The organism is Faecalibacterium sp. 3 (genome assembly GCF_048323735.1).
Lineage (GTDB): Bacteria > Bacillota > Clostridia > Oscillospirales > Ruminococcaceae > Faecalibacterium > Faecalibacterium wellingii.
This window is the reverse complement of sequence record NZ_JBLWFN010000001.1, coordinates 1,765,256-1,788,143: the sequence shown is the minus strand read 5'-3', so window position 1 is coordinate 1,788,143 and position 22,888 is coordinate 1,765,256. Positions and strand designations below refer to the sequence as shown.

19 protein-coding genes are annotated in these 22,888 nt (G+C 56.0%); 13 read left to right on the top strand and 6 right to left on the bottom strand.

Going from position 1 to position 22,888, the window contains the following annotated elements; all coding sequences use genetic code 11:
• The first annotated feature begins 367 nt into the window (after nt 1-367).
• Nucleotides 368-1,300 (top strand): carbohydrate kinase family protein, encoded by a 933-nt coding sequence (locus tag ACNSPV_RS08445; protein WP_348583716.1) that lies wholly within the window; start codon nt 368-370, stop codon nt 1,298-1,300.
• A 120-nt stretch (nt 1,301-1,420) separates the two neighbouring features.
• Here the strand turns inward: ACNSPV_RS08445 and ACNSPV_RS08440 are convergent, their stop codons facing one another.
• From ACNSPV_RS08440 to ACNSPV_RS08415, 6 genes are all read right to left on the bottom strand, one after another.
• A complete protein-coding gene (locus tag ACNSPV_RS08440) occupies nt 1,421-1,897 on the bottom strand; it encodes a pyridoxamine 5'-phosphate oxidase family protein (protein WP_348583717.1) in 477 nt (158 codons plus the stop codon).
• Nucleotides 1,898-1,956: 59 nt separating this feature from the next.
• Nucleotides 1,957-2,370 carry an SseB family protein gene (locus tag ACNSPV_RS08435; protein ID WP_249238451.1) on the bottom strand — a complete coding sequence of 138 codons (414 nt, stop codon included), beginning with the start codon at nt 2,368-2,370 and terminating at the stop codon, nt 1,957-1,959.
• A 52-nt stretch (nt 2,371-2,422) separates the two neighbouring features.
• On the bottom strand, nt 2,423-3,355 hold the full coding sequence (locus ACNSPV_RS08430; RefSeq protein WP_348583718.1) for an AEC family transporter: 933 nt from the start codon (nt 3,353-3,355) through the stop codon (nt 2,423-2,425).
• An 82-nt stretch (nt 3,356-3,437) separates the two neighbouring features.
• A complete protein-coding gene (locus ACNSPV_RS08425) occupies nt 3,438-4,274 on the bottom strand; it encodes a PRD domain-containing protein (RefSeq protein WP_339396192.1) in 837 nt (278 codons plus the stop codon).
• 39 nt (nt 4,275-4,313) lie between these two features.
• Complete coding sequence (locus ACNSPV_RS08420; protein ID WP_097775306.1) at nt 4,314-5,768, bottom strand: glycoside hydrolase family 1 protein; 1,455 nt, start codon at nt 5,766-5,768, stop codon at nt 4,314-4,316.
• Complete coding sequence (locus ACNSPV_RS08415) at nt 5,765-7,639, bottom strand: beta-glucoside-specific PTS transporter subunit IIABC (RefSeq protein WP_348583719.1); 1,875 nt, start codon at nt 7,637-7,639, stop codon at nt 5,765-5,767. Before ACNSPV_RS08415 ends, ACNSPV_RS08420 begins: the two co-directional genes overlap by 4 nt.
• Before the next feature lie 509 nt (nt 7,640-8,148).
• Here ACNSPV_RS08415 and ACNSPV_RS08410 point away from each other — a divergent pair.
• The 12 genes from ACNSPV_RS08410 (at nt 8,149) to ACNSPV_RS08355 (ending at nt 22,777) form a co-directional block, all read left to right on the top strand.
• On the top strand, nt 8,149-9,156 hold the full coding sequence (locus ACNSPV_RS08410) for a LacI family DNA-binding transcriptional regulator (protein WP_348583720.1): 1,008 nt from the start codon (nt 8,149-8,151) through the stop codon (nt 9,154-9,156).
• Nucleotides 9,157-9,408: 252 nt separating this feature from the next.
• Nucleotides 9,409-10,410, top strand: coding sequence for a 3-dehydro-L-gulonate 2-dehydrogenase (yiaK, locus tag ACNSPV_RS08405; protein ID WP_348583721.1), 1,002 nt, complete (start codon nt 9,409-9,411; stop codon nt 10,408-10,410).
• A gap of 233 nt (nt 10,411-10,643) precedes the next feature.
• Entirely contained in the window at nt 10,644-11,201 is a 558-nt protein-coding gene (locus ACNSPV_RS08400) for a TetR/AcrR family transcriptional regulator (protein WP_348583722.1), read from the top strand.
• Between the two features lie 149 nt (nt 11,202-11,350).
• Nucleotides 11,351-12,025, top strand: coding sequence for a hypothetical protein (locus ACNSPV_RS08395; RefSeq protein WP_348583723.1), 675 nt, complete (start codon nt 11,351-11,353; stop codon nt 12,023-12,025).
• A gap of 244 nt (nt 12,026-12,269) precedes the next feature.
• Nucleotides 12,270-13,838, top strand: a complete 1,569-nt coding sequence (locus ACNSPV_RS08390; protein WP_348583724.1) for a glycosyltransferase family 39 protein — start codon at nt 12,270-12,272, stop codon at nt 13,836-13,838.
• Nucleotides 13,839-13,862: 24 nt separating this feature from the next.
• A complete protein-coding gene (locus ACNSPV_RS08385; RefSeq protein WP_348583725.1) occupies nt 13,863-14,807 on the top strand; it encodes a glycosyltransferase family 2 protein in 945 nt (314 codons plus the stop codon).
• A gap of 235 nt (nt 14,808-15,042) precedes the next feature.
• Complete coding sequence (locus ACNSPV_RS08380) at nt 15,043-16,251, top strand: phosphoglycerate kinase (protein WP_120020325.1); 1,209 nt, start codon at nt 15,043-15,045, stop codon at nt 16,249-16,251.
• Between the two features lie 104 nt (nt 16,252-16,355).
• Complete coding sequence (gene tpiA, locus ACNSPV_RS08375) at nt 16,356-17,126, top strand: triose-phosphate isomerase (RefSeq protein ID WP_348583726.1); 771 nt, start codon at nt 16,356-16,358, stop codon at nt 17,124-17,126.
• Between the two features lie 156 nt (nt 17,127-17,282).
• Nucleotides 17,283-18,809: a 2,3-bisphosphoglycerate-independent phosphoglycerate mutase gene (gpmI, locus tag ACNSPV_RS08370; RefSeq protein WP_348583727.1), complete on the top strand. Its 1,527-nt coding sequence runs from the start codon at nt 17,283-17,285 to the stop codon at nt 18,807-18,809.
• 235 nt (nt 18,810-19,044) lie between these two features.
• Nucleotides 19,045-19,239 carry a hypothetical protein gene (locus tag ACNSPV_RS08365; protein ID WP_348583728.1) on the top strand — a complete coding sequence of 65 codons (195 nt, stop codon included), beginning with the start codon at nt 19,045-19,047 and terminating at the stop codon, nt 19,237-19,239.
• Between the two features lie 9 nt (nt 19,240-19,248).
• A complete protein-coding gene (locus ACNSPV_RS08360) occupies nt 19,249-21,831 on the top strand; it encodes a translation factor GTPase family protein (RefSeq protein WP_348583729.1) in 2,583 nt (860 codons plus the stop codon).
• Nucleotides 21,832-21,877: 46 nt separating this feature from the next.
• Nucleotides 21,878-22,777 (top strand): NAD(P)H-hydrate dehydratase, encoded by a 900-nt coding sequence (locus ACNSPV_RS08355; protein WP_348583730.1) that lies wholly within the window; start codon nt 21,878-21,880, stop codon nt 22,775-22,777.
• The last annotated feature ends 111 nt before the right edge of the window (nt 22,778-22,888 follow it).

Genomic DNA, 22,888 nt, shown 5'->3' with positions numbered 1-22,888 from the left:
TTATTTTTTATTTGGGATTCCGAAAAGTCTGCGGACTTTTCGGAATCCCTTTTTCACAGAAAGGGGTCGTGACCGAGAGTGGCAGCTTTCATTTCTGCATTTTGGAAAGCCTGTAATAAATTGTTGTAGATGTCATTTTCCGCTACGGGCCCTCCCGTGAAAAGGCCAATCGGGAAAATCCGCAGATTTTCCCGATTGGCAAATATAAATGATATTCCGCTAAAAATGCCCAGAGCGCAGCGGAGGGCATTTTCAAATCGTCCCGCACGGAAATTTTTCTGCAAAAAACGGCAAAAGGATAGCTTCTTTTGTCTGCTTCCTGTATAATAAAGGTAAAATCAACTGAATTCAGAAAGGTTTATCGTTTATGGGCATCGTAGTCATCGGAGCTGTTTTTGTGGATATCAAGGGGTATCCCCTGTCTGCCTACATTCCCGGCGGACGCAACACTGGGCGCATTGAACAGGTGCATGGCGGTGTGAGCCGCAATGTAGTGGAGGATATCGCCAATGTAGAGCTGCGTCCTACCTTTGTCAGTCTGGTGGACGACACCGGCATGGGACAGGATGTGATCAACAAGCTGGAAAATCATAAGGTGAACACCCGCTACATCCTGCGTGTGCCGGACGGCATGGGCACCTGGCTGGCCATCTTTGACAACGACGGCGATGTGCACGCAGCCATTTCCAAGCGGCCGGACACCACTCCCCTCACCGGCCTGCTGAAGGAAAAGGGAGATGAGATCTTTGCCGACTGTGACGCCATTGCACTGGAGCTGGATCTGGAAAAGGAAACTGTAAAGCAGGTGCTGCACTATGCCAAAAAGTACCATAAGAAGGTCTTTGCTGCCATTTCCAACATGCGCATCGCTATGGAGCGCCGGGACTTTTTGCAGCAGATCGATTGCTTTGTGTGCAACCAGCAGGAAGCCGGGCTGCTCTTTTCGGATGACTACGACCACCTGAGCCCCGAGGAAATGCGCAAGGTACTGGCCGCCAATGTACACAGTGCCAACATTCCCAGCATGGTGATCACCATGGGCGGTCAGGGTGCCGTGTACGCCCGTGCCAACGGTGGATCCGGCATCGTGCCCGCCAAGAAGGTAGACGTTCTCGACACCACCGGTGCCGGTGACGCCTTCTTCGCCGGCACGGTCATCGGCCAGACCTACGGCAAGACTCTGGCCGAGTCCTGTGAGATCGGCAGTCGTCTGGCTGCATCGGTCATCTGCATCACCGAGAACGTCTGTCCCCGCTTCCGCCCCCTGGAATTCGGGCTGGACGTCCCTGTGGTGGACTGAGAAACCGTTTTCATAAGCACCTGCTATAAAGCCATCATCTAAAAAAGACAGAGGAGCTTTTATGCTGCCTCTGTCTTTTTGTCTTTTCGGTTTCCACGCAGATGCGAGCCGGAAGGCCTTTTACTTTTCCTGGATCTGCTTGCCGGTCAGGTGTTCGATCGTGATCTCGTAGAGCTGTACGCCCTTGATGGCTTTTGCGATTTCTTTTTCCACCTCTTCCCTGCCGGGATAATACTTCAGGCCCAGTTCCCGCACGCGGGCCTCGGTGGCGGCTGCATCCTCGACCAGCCTGCAGCGGCCAAAGACCACTGTGCTCTGCACATAGGGGGCCCAATCGCCCGGCTCAAAGTGCTCATTGCCGTAAACGGTAAAGCAGACCTTATCGTTCTTTTTCAGTGCATCCACTTTATGTCCGGACTTTGCACCGTGAAAATAGATCTTATCCTGTTCCTGATCGTAGAAATAGTTGACCGGAATGGCAAATGGATAGCCGTCATCGCCGTTGACGGCCAGCACGCCCCGCCGGGACTGCTTCAGCAGATGTTTTGCGGCTTCCTCCGGGATCTCCCGGTTCGCTCTTCTCATGGGTCTGAACATCTTTGCTTTCCTCCCCGATATTGCACTTTCATCATAAGTAGTCTGCTGCCCTTTGGCGGTCAGCTTCCTTTGGTAATGCGGATCAGCGTTTTGTCCAGTTGAATGGTGCGGTTCCACGGGTTCAGGATGATGCCGCTGATCTCCGGCACGGCAAGCGCTGCATCAAACAGCTTGTCCATATCCACAAGAAAGGTGGACTGCACCGGCTCGGCACCCTTCAGTTCTTCCTCAAAGCTGGTGAATGCATACCACCAGCTTGCACCGTCGGCGGTCCGGATGGTCCGGAGCTGCATCTGTTCACTGCCTAAATTAGGCTCCACCGCCACGACGAACTGGCCGTGTTCCTTCATGCGCCGCCGGATGACGGTGAGGGTGTGGGCCAGCTGTTCCTGTGTGGCCTCCTGCTGCAGGGCGTACACCGCCTGCTCGATCTTTTCGTTTCCATTCAGGCCTTCGTCTTTGGGTCGATTCATTGAAGTTGGTTCCTTTCCATTGTGTTTTGGCGGAGGGAATAAGCGCAGCTCATCACAGCAGCAGATCGAACAGGCCGATCATCACCGGCATTGTGATGATGGAAAGCAGCGTGGTGAGCACATACAACGCGCTGGAATGCGCTGCATCGCGGTCATACAGCTGAGCCATGGAGGTAACGGTGGCGCAGGCGGGGGTAATGGCGGCAAGGTACACCGTCATGAGGATGTTTTTGCCATCAGCCACCCAGCTGGAAGCATGGCAGACCAATAGCAGCACCAGCATGACCAGCGGGCACACCACAAGCCGCAGCACGGTGGGCAGGTAGTTGCGGCGGGTACAGAACACATCCCGCAGCGGCTTTTCTGCAATGGCCATACCCGCCAGCAGCATGCCCATGGGGCCTATCATATCACCCATGGTGCTCATGGTGTTCTGCAGCGGCGCAGGCAGCGCCACACGGAACCAGTACAGCAGCGCACCGGCCGCAATGGCGATCATATTGATGTTGGAAAAAACTTTTTTCCAGTCCAGCGCACGGTCGCCCTGCAAAAGAGAACTGGCATGCGTCCACAGCAGGATCAGCTGTACAATGATAAATGCGCAGGAATAGATGACATACTCATCGCCCAGCAGGGCCCTGACCAGCGGGATCACCAGTGCCGCCGCGTTGCTGTAGATCACATTCACCTGTTCCACGGCATCCAGCTTCAGCGGACGGCTCAGCAGTGCACTGATTCCCAGCAGCACTACATGGATAGCCGCCGCAATAGCCATGGAGTACAAAAGTCCCTTGCGGATCTCTGGCGTGTCGTTGATCTGGAACGCATTGATGATGACACAGGGCGTGACCAGATATACCATAACCACCGAGAGCACTTTGCTGTCACTTGCCTTCAGCAGCCCTGCTTTGACCACGGCGTAGCCCATGATCAGGATCAGGAACAGCTGCGCGATCTGCTGGGCCAAAAGAATGCTGATCTGCATTGTTTTTCCTCTTTTCCGTCTTGTGTTGTAAAAGCCCAAAAGGAGAGCCGCCTTTCTGCAAGGCAGCTCTCCCCTTTTGATTTTATTTGCCGTTCGTCAGCCGCGCCACATGCAGCGCCAGATAGGCTGTCTCCTCATTGGGCAGGAACACGCCGTACTTGCGCAGAATAAAGGTGCGTATTTTTTCCGCACAGGTCACTGCCGCCGGGTAGTTCTGCTGCATCTGCTGGAACAAAAAGTCGTCCTCACTGTCCATCAGCTTGCCGGAGAAGAACCGCTCTGCAAAATACTGCAGATGGCTCACGAACCGTGCATAATGGATGCTCTCCGCGCTGACCGGGCAGTGCATACTGTAGGTGACGATATTGGACAGCTCACTGATGAACTGTGCCGCCCGCATGGCATCGTAGCCGGCCTGCGGGTCCTGCCGTGCATTGACGATGTGGAACGCGATATTGCCCGCTTCTTCGTCCGGCAGCTCGATGTCAAGCTTTGCCCTGACTTTTTGCAGGCCGCGCTGGCCCACCGCATACTCCTTGGGATAAAAGTGCTTGATCTCCCAGAAGATGCGGTTGGTCACCACAAGGCCCTTCTGCTGGCGCTCCACCGCAAAATGCAGATGGTCGGTCAGCAGCAGGTAGATGTGGGCTGAAAGCTTGACCCCCAGCGACTGCTCTGCATCGTCCACGATGTCCTGTGTCAGATCCAGATAGACCGCCGGAATGCTGGAAAACAGCTCCAGCATGGGCTGTGCATCCGGGTTGGACAGCGGAAGGAACACACGGTCTGAGGGCTGCCGCTCAATGGGTTCGCCGGCCTTGCGTCCATAGCCGATGCCCTTGCCCAGCAGGATGGATTCCTCGCCGCTGTCATCCTGCACCAGCACAACGCTGCTGTTCAGCACCTTTTGGATGTGCATCGGTCCCTCCTCCTTCCGTTGAAACCTTAAGACTGCCGCTTAGTCCAGATCTTCGCCGTTGGAAGCAATGACCTTTTTGTACCAGTAGAAGCTGTCCTTACGGCTGCGGGCCAGAGTGCCATTGCCCATATCATCCTGATCCACATAGATAAAGCCATAGCGCTTGGACATCTGGTTGGTGGATGCAGAGATCAGGTCGATGGGTGCCCATGTGGTGTAGCCCCACATTTCAACACCCTCATCGATGGCCTTGCCCATCTCGCTGATGTGCTGACGGAAGTACTCCACACGGTAGGGGTCGTGGATGGAGCCGTCGGCCTCCACCACGTCCTTGGCGCCCATGCCGTTCTCCACCACCATCAGCGGCTTGCGGTAACGATCATACAGCTCGATCAGGCTGTAGCGCAGGCCCTTGGGGTCGATCTGCCAGCCCCAGTCGGTGGAGGGCAGATACGGGTTCTTGACGCCCAGCACCGTATTGCCGGGGGTGCGCTCTGCGTTCGGGTCCACAGACTCGGTCATGGTCATATAGTAGCTGCAGGAAACAAAGTCCACACAGCCTGCCTTCAGGGTGGCGGCATCCTCGGGCAGCATTTCCACGTGGATGCCCTTGCGCTCGAACATCTTGAGGATCAGGCGGGGGTACTCGCCCCAGACATGCACATCGGCGTAGAACAGGTTTTCCAGATTCTTTGCCTGAGTAGCCAGCTCATCATCAGGTGCGCAGGTGCGGGCATAGGTGGTGAGCTTGGTCAGCATGCAGCCCACCTTGCTGCCGGGGATGATCTCGTGGCAGTCCTTTACTACCATAGCGCTGGCCACCAGCTGGTGGTGCAGGGCCTGATAGCAGGTCTCCAGCATCTTATCCTCGGGCACGCGGCTGGGGATGATGCCGGCGGTGGTGAACGGGTGACGGATCACGCTGTCCACCTCGTTGAAGGTGAGCCAGTACTTGACCTGATCCTTGTAGCGCTCAAAGCACGCATGGCAGAACTTTGCAAAGCAGTCGATCACGCGGCGATCCACCCAGCCATTGTACTTGGTGGCCAGTGCCAGCGGCATTTCGTAGTGGCTCAGCGTGACCAGCGGCTCGATGCCGTTCTTGTGCATCTCAGCGAACAGGTCGCTGTAGAACTGCAGGCCCTTTTCGTTGGGCTGGGCTTCCTCGCCGGTGGGGAAGATGCGGGTCCATGCAATGGAAACGCGCAGCATGGTAAAGCCCATCTCGGCAAACAGCTTCAGGTCTTCTTTGTAATGATGGTAGAAGTCGATGCCGCGGCGCTTGGGATAATAGGTATCATCCGGGTCGGCCATGGCGGCAGCAATGTGTGCGTCGTCCATGGCAACATGGGACTTGTAATCCTTCACGTCCGTATTGGGCTTATAGGTGGCAACGTCCGCCACGCTGGGGCCCTTGCCGTCCACATTCCATGCGCCTTCTACCTGGTTCGCAGCAACAGCGCCGCCCCAGAAAAAACCTTTGGGGAAACTCATTTTACAGCCTCCAGTTTCAGCAGTGCAGCACCGGGCACAACCATGCCCTCGGCCACAGTCTTGATGGTGAACTCATCGGCGTTGGTCACGACGATGGGGGTAGTTACATCATAACCGTCTGCCTTGATTCCGTCAAGGTCAAATTTCATCAGCAGCTGGCCTTTCTTGACGGTCTCACCGTCCTTGACCTGCGGATCAAAGCCCTTGCCGTCGCGCTTGACGGTATCCATGCCGATGTGCATGAGCAGTTCAGCACCGGCAGCGGTCTTCATGGAGATGGCGTGCTTGGTGCCGAACACGGACTCGATCACGCCGTCTGCGGGGGCATACAGCTCGCCCTTTTCGGGCACCACAGCGATGCCGTCGCCCAGGATCTTCTGGGAGAAAACCTCGTCCTTCACCTGATCCAGTGCAATGGCCTTGCCCTGCAGGGGGCTGCTGATGGTGGAATCCGCAGCCGCTGCGTCTGCAGCAGCCTCGGGAGCGGTCTCTGCGGTCTCACCCTCAGCGGGAGTCTCATCCTTGTACAGGAAGAAGGACAGTGCGAAGGAGACCACAACGGAGATCACCAGACCGATGGCAGCCCACAGAATGTTCTTGGAGTTGTCCGGGTCAACGAACATAGCCATACCAGCCAGACCGGGGCCCATGGCAACGAATGCCTTGACCTTCATCAGGCCAACGAACAGACCGCCGATGAAGCTGGAGATCACAACAGACATCATGACCTTCTTGTGCTGCAGGGTGACGCCGTACAGAGCAGGCTCGGTGATGCCGAACAGGCCGGAGATACCAGCGGAAATTGCGGTAGCGCGCATGTTTTCATCCTTGGTCTTCAGAGCAACGCCCAGGCAGGCACCGCCCTCGGAAATGTTGTGTGCCAGAGAAGCGGGCATGTACAGCATTTCAAAACCGGGGTCGGAAATAGCAGCAACTCCATAGGGGACCAGAGCCTTGTGCATGCCCATGGAGATCATGAAGGGCAGCACAGCAGCCAGCAGAGCAACGGCCAACCAGCCCAGAGTGTTGTACAGAGCAAGGATCACAGTGGTCAACAGGGTGCCGATGTTGTAACCCAGAGGTCCGAGAACGACCAGTGCCACAGGGAAGCCGATGCCGAAGCACAGCATGGGCACAAAGAACACGCGGATGGCCTTGGGGCACCACTTGTTGGCCCACTTTTCAATGAAGGACATGAAAATGACGGTCAGGATGGCCGGGAACACCTGGCCGCCGTAAGCGATGTTCTGCAGCTTGATGCCGAGGAAGTAAGCACCGCCCTCGGTAGCCAGCAAAGCGGAAACGCTGGGGTGGATCATGGCAGCAGCCAGAGCCACAGACACCAGCTTGTTGCAGTTGAACTTGGTTGCAGTGGTGAAGGCGACCATGACGGGCAGGTAGTACAGAGCTGCATCTGCCACGCCGACGAACACCTTATAGGCGATATCTCCGCTGCTCATCACGCCCAGAGTGCTCAGCAGCACCATGAGGGCCTTCAGAACGCCTGCACCTGCAATGGCGGGCACCAGAGGCTGGAAGATGCCGACCATGTAGTCCAGAATAATGCCGCCGATCTCTTTTTTGCCCTTGGGAGCAGCGGGAGCCACTGCCTGGCCTGCGTTGAAGGTGCCCAGCTTGAGCAGCTCATCGTACACTTCGATGACATCGTTGCCGATGACCACCTGACACTGCGGACCGCTGGAAATAACGCCCATGACGCCGGCAGTCTTTTTCAGGGCAGCAACATCTGCCTTGGAGGTGTCTGCCAGAGTGAAGCGCAGGCGGGTGGAGCAGTGCTCGACCTGCACAACGTTCTTTTCGCCGCCAACCAGACGCAGCACGTCGGAGGCAGTCTGCTTGTAGTTCTTCATTGTGTTCTCCTTTATCTTGTGTGTGATGGCATTCCCCTGCCGTCCGGCCGAAACGGGCAAAAGAAAAAGGATCCAACAGAATGACTCCGTATACAGCTTCTCCCGGAATCATAGTATCTGGCTATAATTCACCCAAAAGAAAAGGTACTCGTCATTCCGTCAGATCCTGCCTGCATTACCAGTAACATGTCCAACTGGATATCATAGTACTAGTATATCAGCCCTGATTTGGTTTTTCAATATTACTTTTTCACAAAATAAGTCTTAAAAAATTATGAACTCCGTACAATCGTCTATTTTTTCGCAGAGCCGTTTTCTCTCTTCCTGTGCCGCCGCACGCCGGTTTTAAGATGTAAAAGCCAGAACGCCTCTCTTGCGCGTGCACGGGCCGCTTGCTATAATGGTTCTATTCTATCTTTTGCCGCCTGCGCAGGCTGTACCACCGCATTTTTGTCAGGCAGCAGTCAGGATGTACCCGAAAAATCTTTGCAAAGCAGGAGGGCATCACGGTGACGATCTATGACATTGCACGGGAGGCCGGTGTCTCGGCCAGCACCGTTTCCCGGGTGATCAACCACAAGCCCGGCATCAAGGAGAGCACCCGCCAGCGTGTGCAGGAGCTGCTGGAACGCTACCACTACACCCCGGACGTCTCTGCCCGCGGTCTGGTAACACAGGCTTCCCGGTTCATCGGCATCCTTATTGAGGATATCCGGGTGGAGCACCACACCGAGTCGGCCTATGTGCTGGAACAGGCCATGACCGCCAAAGGGTACACCTGCATCACCTTCAGCACCGGGCCGCAGCCGGAACGCAAGGCGCAGTACATTCAAATTCTGGAGCAGCGCCGGGTGGAGGGCGTATTTCTGATCGGTTCCATGTTCGGCACGCCGGAGGTACGCCAGAGCGTCGCCCAGCACATGAACAGTATCCCGGTGGTGCTGGTGAACGGGGAGCTGGACCTGCCAAACGCCTATAATGTATTGGCAGACGAGCAGCAGGGCACCGCAGACTGTGTTGCCCTGCTGGCAGAAGCCGGACGCCACAGGCCAGCCTATCTGATGGACACCGACACCCCCGCCAATCGGAACAAAGTCTGCGGCTTCCGGCAGGGACTTGCACGATGCGGCCTGCACCCCAACGCCCCGATCCTGACCGAAAAAGACACCGGCCCGGATCCCCGCAGTGCCATCGCCCGGGGACGCCGGGAAACCGCTGCCCTGCTGGCACAGCAGCCGGACACGGACAGCATCCTCTGCGCCACCGACCTGTTGGCCATCGGCTGCCTGCAGGAGCTGCAGGCCCGCGGCATTGCCGTACCGCAGCAGGTGGCCGTGGCAGGCGTGGACAACACCCTGTATGGGCAGCTGTGTTCCCCTGCCCTGACCACACTGGACAACCGTCTGGCCGAGGTGAGCCAGACCGCCGCCGCCCTGCTGCTGGATCTGCTGCAAGGCAAAGAAGTGCCGCACCGGCAGGTGCTGCCTGCGGCAGTGATCGTGCGGGAAAGCACCTGATCTGAGAAGAGAATGACCGAATCGGGGATCGGACAGTGCCTGCTGCTTCCCCAACAGAAAAAAGCACTCCATCTGTTTTTGTCAGAGTCAGAAAAGCCGCACAAAATCAGCGGCAAATAATCATATATTCTGCACATTGAAAAACAGCTGGAAATCGTGTATGCTTGTTTTGCAATCGATTGCAAAATCTGAGATCGTCTGCAGACAGCCAAAAACGAAGTTCATCCTTTTGATACACAGGAGGTATCCCCCATGCGAGTTGCTTATGAAACCATGCTGGCCGAGTTTGAGCGTGTGCTGAACAAATACGGCTTCAGCCCGGAGCGTGCCCACGAGGCTGCCGAGATCTTTGCACAGAACAGTCTGGCGGGTATATTCAGCCACGGCCTGAACCGCTTTCCCCGCGTGGTGGAATACCTTCGCAAGGGCGAGATCGACCCTGCCGCCACGGCCGAGTGCATCGCCAGCTTTGGTGCGATGGAACGCTGGAACGGCAAGCGTGGCTTTGGCCCGCTGAACGCCAGGCACGCCATGGGGCGTGCTGTGGAGCTGGCCCATCAGTATGGCATCGGTCTGGTGGCGCTGGGCAACAACAACCACTGGATGCGCGGCGGCACCTATGGCTGGCAGGCAGCAGACGCCGGCTGCATCGGCATCTGCTGGTCCAACACCTGCCCCAACATGCCGGCATGGGGCGCAAAGGACAATCACCTTGGCAACAATCCTCTCATTCTGGCTGTGCCGCGCACAAACGGCGAGCATATCATGGTAGACTGTGCCATGAGCCAGTTCAGTTACGGCAAGCTGGAGACCATGCGTCTGGCCGGTAAGCAGTTGCCGGTGGCGGGCGGCTATGATGAAAACGGCCAGCTGACCACCGACCCCGTCGCCATTGAGCATTCCGGCCGGGTCATCCCCATCGGCTACTGGAAGGGCAGCGGCCTGTCCATCCTGCTGGATATGATCGCCACCATCCTGACCAATGCTAATTCCGTGGCAAAGATTGGCACCTTTGGGGATGAGGTGGGGCTGACCCAGATCATGATCGCCATCGATCCCGCAAAGTTCCAGTCCGCCGATCTGACCGATGCCATCATTGACGCCATCGCCGCCGATGTAGCTTCCAGTGAGCCCGTCGAGCCGGGTCGCGAGGTCCGCTGCCCCGGCATGGGCGAGCACCGCAGCCGCCTGGAAAACATGGAGCTTGGCATCCCGGTGGCCGAAGAAAAGTGGGCCGAAGTTCTGGCGATGTAACGCAAAAAGCCTTTTCCATCCGTGAACTAATCTGAAAACAGCCTCCCCGTGTAGTTTTATCGTCCTACACAGGGAGGCTTTGTTATACCCGGGAACCATACAAAGACTCGTTTTCTCTGGCGCTTCCGCACCAGATGCATGGAGAGATCCGAAAGCTCAAAATATCTCTTGACAATTCCCTATCCGGTGCGTATACTATGCATCGTGAACAATGTTCATGTTGAGGTGATCGGATGAATCCAATGGCAACATCAAAAGAGAATATCCTGCAGATCAGCAGAAAACTCATCCAGCAAAACGGATGGGCCGGTGTCAACATCCGTTCGGTGGCTGCTGCCTGCGGAGTCTCGGTGGGCTGCATCTACAATTATTTTGAATCCAAGACCGACCTGTTGAGTGCCACGGTGGAAAGCATCTGGAGCGATATCTTCCATCATCCGGAGGATGAGGCTGTCTTTCAGGACACTCTGTCCTGCGTCCGGTGGATGTACAAGCAGCTGGAGTACGGCTGCCAGCGGTATCCGGGTTTTTTCACCCATCATGCGCTGGGCTTTGTCCAGCAGAACACCGCCGATGGAAAACAGCAGATGCAGCGGGCTTGGCAGCACATTCTGGATGCCCTGTGCACGGTGCTGCGGAATGATACCAGGATCCGGGCTGACGCCTTCACAGCGGAGTTTACCGTTGAAAAATTTGCAGAGATGCTGTTCTCGCTGATGCTGTCCGCTCTGGTACGGCAGGACTTTGACCCTTCTACCGTGCTGGAGATCGTACGGCGGGCTGTCTACTGAAAAATGTCCCACAGATTTGTGGGAATTTTTTAAGTCTAAAATGAACAGTGTTCAACTTGATTGGTGCTGCAGGATGAAAGCATCCTGTTCCCATATCCATATACTATATCATATTTTCTCCAAACCAATTTGAAAAAGGAGCAAACCCTATGCGTGCAATCATTGAAACCGTTTTCGACATCTTCTATCTGGTCACCGTGCTCACGGTGGGCATCCGTATGATCCGCAGCAGCAAGAGTGGCTCGCAGTTCAAGCTGTTCGGCCTTATGGCTGTGGTGCTGGGTGCAGGTGATTCCTTCCACCTTGTCCCCCGTGCACTGGCACTGTGTACCACCGGTCTGGAAAACTACGCAGTTCCTCTGGGTCTGGGCAAGTGGATCACTTCCATCACCATGACCGTCTTTTACGTGCTGCTGTATTATGTCTGGCGCAAACGCTACCATGTGGAGGGCCGGAAGGGTCTGACCATTGCCGTGTATGTCCTGTCCGCTGCGCGTGTGCTGCTGTGCATGATGCCTCAGAACCAGTGGCTCACCAACAAGACTCCCCTCACCTGGGGCATCCTGCGGAACATTCCCTTTGCTCTGCTTGGCCTGCTGGTCATCGTGCTGTTCTACCACAGTGCAAAGGAGCACAGCGACCGGGCTTTCCGCTGGATGTGGCTCACCATCGTGCTGAGCTTCGGCTTCTATATCCCCGTCGTATTGTGGGCTGAAGTGAACCCGCTGATCGGTATGCTGATGATTCCCAAGACCTGCGCTTATGTGTGGACCGTTCTGATCGGCTACAACGCCATGAAGGCCGAGGGCGGCGCAGAGAAATAAGCCTGCGGTGCTGTCATCCTTTGACCGGACAGACATATGAGCAGTCGTGTAGTATTTGCTATGCGGCTGCTTTTTGTTTTAGAAAGCTGTGTGCGAATAGCAAAAGGAGCTTGATCTTCAATGCGGGGAATATGCATTCCAGACGCAGACTTGCACTGGAAGTCGGACGAAAAGTATGCTATACTCAAAAAGATGCATATTTTGATCATAGATAAGTAACCCGTGATTGGTGTGAGGACTGGCGATGATGAAAAAAAGAAAACTGGAATGGTGGCCGTTCGTGTTGTTTATAGGCCTGACCGTGTGTTTGATGCTCATGTGGTCCCTGCGTAAGGAAGGATGGTTTCTGGACGAGGTGTACTCCTATGGGCTGTCGAACAGTACAGAGGGCCCTTTTCTAACAGATCTGCATGACGATTGGGAAAATGGAACTGTTTTTGACCGGGACGAGCTGATGCAATATGTTATGGTGGCAGAAAATGAGCGTTTTGATTATGCCACGGTCTATTACAACCAGACGCAGGATGTGCATCCGCCATTATATTACTTTTTTCTGCACACAGTTTGCTCGCTGTTCCCCGGAAGCTTTACAAAGTGGACGGGCATTGGCTTAAATTTCGTCTTTCTTGGATGTACGTTGGCTGCAATGTATGCTCTGGCACTAGAACTGCTGCATGATTCGAAAAAAGCTTTGTTTGCATGCGCGCTGTATGTCTTCAACCGGCAGGCTGTTACTCATTTTATGCTGATCCGGATGTATATGCTGCTGACGTTGCTTACCGTTTTGCTGGCGTTGCTGGTTGCAAAGTCCCTTCACCGACCAAGCATCGGAAAAAATCTGGCAATTGGTGTTGTCATATATCTGGGTATGATGACACAGTATTTTTATGTGGTCTATGCGTTCCTGCTGTGTGCAGCTTATGATCTTTATCGGCTGCACGAGCGAAAGTGGAAAGAGATCTTTCTGTTTTCGATCCCGGCGCTTGCGGGTGTTGTCGGAATGCTGCTGTCTTTTCCGTCGTGGTATGCGCAATTGCATTCACAGGGAAATGTTTCTCTGGAGACGACGGCCACTCATGTATTGGATCTGACACTGTATCCCATAAGAATGGGAACGATGCTAACGTGGCATACGCTTAATTTCTGGACGGGTGCGGTGATCCTTGCTGTAATGGTCATCGTGGCGATTTACAGAAAAATCGCGAGAAAAAGCCCGAAAAGCAAAACAGGTTTCACCACCGAACTCAAACTGATCACCGTTCCGGCCATCGTAGCAGTGCTGGTTATTTCGATTATCGCACCGTATCAGGTGATACGCTATTTTACGCATTTGCAGCCATTGGAAGCAATCTTTTTCAGCTGCGGTTTTTTTGACGTAACAGGGGCGCTGCGGCGGAGAAAAGAAATTGCGATAGGCTTTTTGGCAGCAGCATTTCTGACAGCTGTTATCATGGAACCTGAGAATCTTTATCTTGGCGATAAAAAGCTGGATACGATGCTGGAAGCATATGCAAGTGATCCATGTGTACTGGTCAGTGATAAAAGCAATCCGTCTATTACCTCACTTCTCCCGCAGCTTTTGTACTTTGACAGTATCTGTGTAACAGATGATATTTCCAATGATATTTCGGAGAGCTACCTGACGGAGAAAACGGGAAACAAGGAAATGATCCTTGCCGTTGCAACCTACCCCGAAGCGCAGATGACCGAGGATGAAGTGTATGAATTTGCCAAACAGGGAAATTACAAAACAGTAGAAAAAATTTCAGAAAAAGGTCTGGCAGTTATTTACCTGATCCAAAAAGACGAATGAATGGAAAAGGAGAAAACGGGCGATATGTTAATCAGTCTGATCGTACCCTGTTATAATGAAGAAGAGGCCATGCCCCTTTTTTATCAGGAAGCGTGCCGCGTGGCAAAAAACATAAAAGGATCTCATAATGCAGACTTTGAGATCATCTTTGTGGATGATGGTTCAAAGGACGGCACTCTGCATACAGCGCGGAAACTGCACCGGCAGGATGATCGGGTACGATACATTTCCTTCAGCCGCAATTTTGGCAAGGAAGCCGGCATCTATGCAGGTCTGCAGGCAGCGAAAGGCGACTATGTGGCAACGCTGGATGCCGACCTGCAGGATCCACCGTCACTTCTGCCGGACATGCTGGATACGCTGCTGACCGGCGAATATGACTGTGCAGCTACCCGCCGCACGACCCGGGAGGGCGAACCACCGATACGCAGCTGGTTTGCTCATAAATTTTATCAAATCATCAACAAAATGTCGGATACTGAAATTGTAGATGGTGCCCGGGATTTTCGATTGATGAGCCGAAAAATGGTGGATGCCGTGCTGAGCATGAGTGAGTATAACCGCTTCAGCAAAGGCATTTTCAGCTGGGTAGGATTCCGCACAAAATGGTTCGATTATAAAAATGTGGAGCGTGTGGCAGGCCAGACAAAATGGAATTTCTGGAGCCTGTTCAAATATTCCATCGAAGGCATCGTGGGCTTTTCTACCGCGCCACTGGTCATGGCGGCAGGCCTTGGTGTACTTTTCTGCGCTCTGGCATTCATCGGCATCATCTTCGTGATAGTGCGTGCACTGATTTTCGGCGACCCTACTTCCGGCTGGCCCAGTATGGTATGCATCGTTCTGCTGTGCAGCGGTGTGCAGCTGCTGTGTACGGGTATCGTGGGTGAATATCTGGCCAAGGCCTATCTGGAAGTGAAGCACCGCCCCATTTACATCACTGCGGAGACAGAAGCAGACGGGAGGTAAGCTTTGGGATTAACTGTCGGCCCTAATCACAGCATTGATTCAGCTTATTCGTCCCTTTCGGTCAAAATACACACATTTCCGTGCATCAGCGGCAAATGTTTGTTAAACTATTATCTATCTTGCGACCTTGCAATGTGCACGGTTTTTGTTTATAATAGTATCGTAACGGGGCATGACCCCCGAATGCGAGCGAAACTCTAGTTCAGACATTAAAACTTGAGAGGAGTTTATTACCATGGGTTTAGGTAAGAAGACGATCGACGATCAGAACTACTGCGGCAAGAAGGTGCTTGTCCGCTGTGATTTCAACGTCCCGATGAAGGACGGTGTCATCACCAACGAGAACCGCATCAACGCAGCTCTGCCCACCATCCAGAAGCTGGTCAATGATGGCGCAAAGGTCATCCTGTGCAGCCATCTGGGCAAGCCCAAGAACGGCCCCGAGGCCAAGTTCAGCCTGGCACCCGTTGCTGTGGCTCTGAGCGCAAAGCTGGGCAAGACCGTTGTGTTTGCAGATGACGACAATGTTGTCGGCGAGAACGCAAAGGCTGCTGTTGCTGCCATGAACAACGGCGACGTCGTTCTGCTGCAGAACACCCGTTTCCGCAAGGAAGAGACCAAGAACATGCCCGAGTTCAGCGAAGAGCTGGCTTCTCTGGCTGATGCATATGTTGACGATGCATTCGGCAGCTGCCACCGTGCACACTGCTCCACCGCAGGCGTCACCGACTTCATCAAGGATACCGCTGTTGGTTACCTGATGGAGAAGGAGATCAAGTATCTGGGCAACGCTGTGAACGATCCCGTTCGTCCCTTCACCGCTATTCTGGGCGGTGCAAAGGTCGCAGACAAGCTGAATGTTATCTCCAACCTGCTGGAGAAGGTCGATACCCTGATCATCGGCGGCGGCATGGCTTACACCTTCGTCAAGGCTCAGGGCTACGAGGTCGGCAAGAGCCTGTGCGACGATTCCAAGCTGGATTACTGCAAGGAAATGATGGCCAAGGCTCAGGAGAAGGGCGTGAAGCTGCTGCTGCCCGTTGATGCTGTCTGCATCAAGGACTTCCCCGATCCCATCGACGCTCCTGTTGAGACCACTGTTGTTCCCGTCACCGCGATCCCGGCTGACATGGAAGGCTGCGACATCGGCCCCGAGAGCATGAAGCTGTTTGCCGATGCTGTCAAGGCATCCAAGACCGTTGTGTGGAACGGCCCCATGGGCGTGTTCGAGAACCCCACTCTGGCAGCTGGCACTCTGGCAGTTGCTAAGGCTATGGCTGAGAGCGACGCTACCACCGTGATCGGCGGCGGCGACAGCGCAGCAGCTGTGCAGCAGATGGGTCTGGGCGACAAGATGACCCACATCTCCACCGGCGGCGGCGCTTCTCTGGAGTATCTGGAGGGCAAGGAGCTGCCCGGCATCGCTGTCATTCAGAACGCATAATTTTTCCGGCATCGTAAATGGGTGCGGCGGCTTCAGCGCCGCCGCACCTTTTTGTTTGTGCACAGACTGCACATATAGAAGGTAAATAAAGGAGATAGAGTATCATGGATAAGGCAAAGCGCAAGGCTATCATTGCAGGCAACTGGAAGATGAACAAGACCGCCTCTGAGGCTGCTGTTCTGGTGGACGAACTGGTTCCCGCTGTTCAGGACGCAGGCTGCGAGGTGGTCATCTGCACCCCGTATACCGATCTGGTCACCGCTGTGGAGAAGACCAAGGGCACCAACATCCATGTGGGTGCTGAGAATGTTCACTTCGAGAAGTCCGGCGCTTTCACCGGCGAGATCAGCGCTGACATGCTGGTGGATCTGGGCGTGGAGTACGTCATCGTGGGCCATTCTGAGCGCCGCCAGTACTTTGCAGAGACCGACCAGACCGTGAACAAGCGCGCTCTGGCTGCTCTGAACGCCGGCCTGAAGGTCATCATCTGCGTGGGCGAGAGCCTGCAGCAGCGTGAGGAGAGCGTCACCGAGGAGCTGGTCCGGATGCAGACCAAGATCGCTCTGCGCGACGTGACCGCTGAACAGATGGCAAATGTCGTTATCGCCTACGAGCCCATCTGGGCCATCGGCACCGGCAAGACCGCTACCGCCGATCAGGCTGAGGAAGTCTGCGGCCAGATCCGCAAGGTCATCGGTGAGGTGTACGGCGAGGCAGTTGCCGAGGCTACTACTGTTCAGTACGGCGGCAGCATGAACGCCAAGAACTGCGAAGAGCTGCTGAGCAAAAAGGATGTGGACGGCGGCCTGATCGGCGGCGCATCCCTGAAGGCTCCCGACTTTGCAGTGATCGTCAACGCAGCCACCAAGGGCTGATAAAACCGCAAAATAAGCCTTTTCCACTGCGGAAAGGCGGCACGAAGTGCCGGATGAGGGGTAGCTGCGGAGAATGCGCTCTATCGGGCACATTGCAGGCGCTGCCCCTTGTTTTTATTGAAAATAGTGTTCTCAAATCAAAGGAGATTCATTTTTATGGCAAAGAAACCTGTTCTTCTGTGCATCATGGATGGCTTCGGCTGGGTGCCGGATGAGACCTTCGGCAACGCCGTGGTCGCCGCCAAGAAGCCCCATCTTGATGCTCTGATGGCAAAATATCCCATGACCACCATCAACGCTTCCGGCATGGCCGTCGGCCTGCCCGATGGTCAGATGGGCAACTCTGAAGTTGGCCACACCAACATGGGCGCAGGCCGCATCGTGTATCAGCAGCTCACCCTCATTACCAAGTCCATCAAGGACGGCGAAATGCTCCAGAACCCGGTTCTGGTCAAGAACATGAAGGCCGCCATTGATGCCGGCAAGGCCATCCATCTGATGGGTCTGGTGGGCACCGGCGGTGTGCACAGCCACGCAGACCACTGGTTCGGCGTGCTGGAAATGGCAAAGCATTTGGGTGCAAAGGATGTCTACCTGCACTGCATCACCGATGGCCGTGATACCGACCCGCACTCCGGCAAGGGCTTCCTGGCCGACCTGCAGGCCAAGCTGGACGAGCTGGGCATCGGCAAGATCGCCAGCGTCTCCGGCCGTTACTACGCCATGGACCGCGATAACAACTGGGATCGTGAAGAGAAGGCATATGCTGCCTTTGTCTACGGCGAGGGCAATCATGCCGCCAATGCCGCCGAGGCCATCGAGGCTTCCTATGCAGCAGATAAGACCGATGAGTTCGTTCTGCCCTGCGTCACCTGTGAGGGCGGCCGCGTGCAGGACGGCGACACTGTGATCTTCATGAACTTCCGCCCCGACCGTGCCCGCCAGATGACCCGTATCTTCTGCGACGACGCTTTCACCGGCTTTGAGCGCCGCGGTGGCCGCAAGCAGGTGAACTATGTCTGCATGGCCGAGTACGACGCCACCATGCCCAACTGCGAGGTGGCCTATCCCCCTGTGGAGCTGAAGAATGTTCTGGGCCAGTACCTGTCCGAGAACGGCAAGACCCAGCTGCGCATTGCCGAGACCGAGAAGTACGCCCATGTCACCTTCTTCTTCAACGGCGGCGTCGAGGCTCCCTACGAGGGCGAGGACCGCTGCGTGATCCCCAGCCCGAAGGTAGCAACCTATGACCTGAAGCCCGAGATGAGCGCCCCCGAGGTTGCTGCCGAGTGCGTCAAGCGCATCGAGAGCGGCAAGTACGATGTGGTCATCCTGAACTTTGCAAACTGCGATATGGTGGGCCACACCGGCGTATTCGATGCTGCGGTCAAGGCCGTTGAGGCTGTGGATACCGCTGTGGATCAGGTGGTGTCCGCTGTGCTGAAGGCCGGCGGCTGCGCCTTCATCACCGCCGACCATGGCAACGCCGAGAAGATGATGAACCCGGACGGCACCCCCTTCACCGCACACACCACCAACGTGGTGCCCTTTGTGGCTGTTGGCTGCGGCGATGTGAAGCTGCGTGAGGGCGGCTGCCTTGCCGACATTGCACCCACCATGCTGCCTTATATCGGCCTGCCCGTCCCGGCTGAAATGACCGGCAAGAGCATCATTGTGGAGTAATTGACCGTTATAATGGCCGCCGCGTTCGCTTTGGGACGAGTTGTGGCTCCCAGCATCCATTTCGCGCCTTAAACGGCGCTCATGTCTTGCTGGCCACTGCCCCAACAACTCTTCCCTGTTCCCGCCACTGGCGGCGGTCATCGTTGTTGCATCAATAGCGGAATTATAACTCTTATATTTACAGCTCTGGAAAATCTGTGGATTTTCCAGAGCTGTTTTTTCATGAAAAAAGTCGATGATAAAAACTGAATCTTCCGGTTTTGGCCCCATTCGTGAAAAGGCGTTTGGAGCGGCCCGCAGGCCGCAACAAACTCAAAATGAAAATAAACTTTCCGCTGAAGATAGCCAGAGCGCAGCGGAAGCCATTTTCAAGCAAAACTTTTCTTTTTTCCCCATCCGTGCTACAATAAACATGAATTTTGAATTGTAGGAGAAGCGGATGGAAACTATTCACAAGCATATCGTTCTGGGCATTCTGGCCCATGTGGATTCTGGCAAGACCACCCTTTCGGAAGCCATGCTCTACCGTTCCGGCGCGATCCGCAAACTGGGGCGCGTGGATCACAAGGACGCCTTTCTGGACACAGACGCACTGGAAAAAGCCCGTGGGATCACTATTTTTTCCAAGCAGGCACTGCTGACGGCAGGCAGTACGGATATCACTCTGCTGGACACTCCCGGCCATGTGGATTTTTCCACCGAGACCGAGCGCACTCTGCAGGTTTTGGATTATGCCGTGCTGGTGGTCAGCGGTACCGATGGCGTGCAGAGCCACACCGAAACGCTCTGGCGGCTGCTGCGGCGCTACCATGTGCCCACCTTTGTGTTTGTAAACAAGACCGACCTGCCCGGCAAGAGCAAGGAAGAGTTGCTGGCCCAGCTGAATCATCGCCTCGGCGAAGGGTTTGTGGATTTTGGCATGCCGCAGGCAGACCGGGATGATGCGTTGGCTCTTTGCGATGAAAACCTGATGAACCGGATGCTGGAGGCCGGACAGCTGACAGATACCGAGATCATCCCGGCCATTGCCCGGCGGCATGTTTTCCCGTGCTGGTTCGGCTCGGCGCTCAAGCTGGACGGTGTGGAGGCGCTTCTCACCGGACTGGACCGCTTTACACGCCCGGCTCCTGCACTGGATACCTTTGGGGCCAAGGTGTTCAAGGTCTCGCAGGATGAGCAGGGTGCCCGCCTGACCTGGCTGCGCGTTACCGGCGGGGAGCTGAAGGTGAAAGCACAGCTCTCGGGCGAAGCGGACGGCGAGCCTTGGGCCGAAAAGGCCAACCAGCTGCGGCTGTACTCCGGTACAAAGTATACACTGGCAGAGACCATCCACCCCGGGCAGGTGTGTGCTGTCACCGGCCTGACCAAAGCCCGTCAGGGCGAAGGCCTTGGCGCAGAACGCGACAGCGACCTGCCGGTGCTGGAACCGGTGCTCAGCTATCAGGTGCTGCTGCCGGAGGACGCAGACGTACATGCTGCGCTGGGCAAGCTGCACCGGCTGGAGGAAGAGGAACCTCAGCTCCATGTGGTATGGAACGAAACGCTGGGCGAGATCCATGTCCAGCTCATGGGCGAGATCCAGCTGGAAGTGCTGCGCAGCCTGCTGGCAGAGCGGTTTGGCCTGAACGTGGAGTTCGGCCCCGGCGGCATCCTTTATAAAGAGACCATCACGGAGCCTATGGAGGGTGTAGGTCATTATGAGCCGCTGCGCCACTACGCAGAAGTGCATGTCAAGCTGGAACCGCTGCCGCGCGGCAGCGGAATGCAGTTTGCCACCGACTGTCGGGAAGAAGTGCTGGACAAAAACTGGCAGCGCCTTGTGCTGACCCATCTGGAAGAGAAACAGCACCTTGGCGTGCTGATCGGAGCGCCGTTGACGGACGTGAAGATCACCCTCATTGCGGGCCGTGCCCACCTGAAGCACACAGAGGGCGGAGATTTCCGGCAAGCGACCTACCGCGCTGTGCGGCAGGGCCTGATGATGGCCAAAAGCCAGCTGCTGGAGCCGTGGTACGCCTTCCGGCTGGAAGTGCCGGTGGAAAGCCTTGGCCGTGCCATGACCGATATCCAGCGCATGGAAGGCAGCTTTGACCCTCCGGAAAGCGGAGAAGAAACTGCTGTGCTCACCGGTTTTGCGCCGGTAGCTGCCATGCGCAGCTACCCCATGGAAGTGGTCAGCTATACCCGCGGCCGTGGACGGCTGACCCTGACGCCGGATGGCTGCCGGCCCTGCCACAACGCGGCGCAGGTCATCGAAGCCGCAGGCTATAAGCCGGAACATGACCTTGAAAATCCCGCAGATTCGGTGTTCTGCGCCCATGGAGCAGGCTTTGTGGTACCATGGGATCAGGTGCGCAGTCACATGCATGTGGACAGCGGCTGGGGAAAAGCCGCGCGCCCGGAACCGGAAGCGCAGACTGTGCCGCAGCGCCGGGCCATGGCCTACCGCGCCACTCTGGAAGAGGATGCCGAACTGCTCAAAATTTTTGAGCGCACCTATGGCCCTATCAAGCGGGACCCGCTGGCCGCATTCCGCCCGACGCAAAAGCGGGAACGTCCGGATTTTGACACTCAGCAGTGGGAGATCCTGCCGGAATATCTGCTGGTGGACGGCTATAACATCATCTTCGCATGGGACGAGCTGAACGCCCTTGCAAAGGATAGTCTGGAAGCCGCCCGGCATAAGCTGATGGACATTCTGTGCAACTATCAGGGCTACCAGAAATGCAACCTCATCCTTGTGTTCGACGCCTACCGGGTGCCGGGCAGTCCGGGCTCCATCGAGCAGTACCACAACATCCATGTGGTCTACACGAAGGAAGCAGAAACGGCGGACATGTTCATTGAACATGTCACCCACGAGATCGGCAAAGGACGCCGTGTGCGCGTGGCCACTTCCGACGGTATGGAACAGATCATCATTCTGGGGCACGGTGCGCTGCGCGTCTCTGCCCGCATGTTCCACGAGGAAGTGCAGAACGTGGAAAAGCAGATCCGCGCCCTTGTGCAGGGGCAGGCGTGAGCTTTGAGAAGCAACAGATTTTAAATCGCTTTCTGGAGGCGCCTTTATGGCTGTGGAAATAACCGAAGATTTTGTCTGGCAGGTCATCCCGCCGCGCCCGCGTGAAAGCCACAAGGGCACCTTTGGCACTGTTCTGGCCGTTGCGGGCAGTGCGTCTTACCGTGGTGCAGCCCTGCTTGCCGCCGAGGGAGCTCTGCGCACCGGTGCGGGCATCGTGACCCTTGCCAGTGTGGAGCCGGTGCTCGCTGCTGCCGCAGCCCGCCTGCCGGAGTGCTGTCTGTGCCCGTGCGCCGCAGGGGCCGAAGGCGGCATCTCACCGGAAAGTATCCCGTTTATTCAGCGACAGAAGACCACAGTGCTGCTACTGGGCCCGGGCCTTGGCGGTACGGCCCAGAGTGCAGCCCGCGCAGCAGAGACACGCGTACTGGTACAAAGGCTTCTGCCGGGCTTTGCGGGCAGTGCAGTGCTGGACGCTGATGGCCTGAATGCCGCCGCGCAGCTTTTGGCTGAGGGGAAGGCGCTGCCCCATCCGACGGGCGAGTTGATCCTTACGCCGCATCCCGGTGAAATGGCCCGGCTCACCGGCCTTTCCGTGGCAGAAATCAGCGCCGACCGTGAGAAAATTGCCCGTCAGTATGCAAAAAAATGGAACGTCGTGGTGGTACTCAAGGGTTCCCGCACCATTGTAGCTGCGCCGGATGGCCGTGCATGCGTGAATCCCACCGGCAACCCGGGCCTTGCCCGGGGCGGCAGCGGGGATGTACTGGCCGGTATGACGGCGGCCCTGCTGGCCTGCCGTCTGCCTGCGTTTGAAGCTGCTTCCTGTGCGGTGTATCTGCATGGTGCCGCAGCTGACCGTGCTGCTGCGCTTTGTGGGGAGTACGGAATGCTGCCGCATGATATCCTGCCGCAGCTTGGCCGGATGTTTGCGGAAAACCAGAGATAAACTTAGAACCAAGTCCTGATTGCCATTTCTCGCGCTGCCAATCAATACCGTGAATAGTGCTGATGAAAGCGTAAATAATTTTTGTCAGCAAGATAAGTTTCCAATACCTGT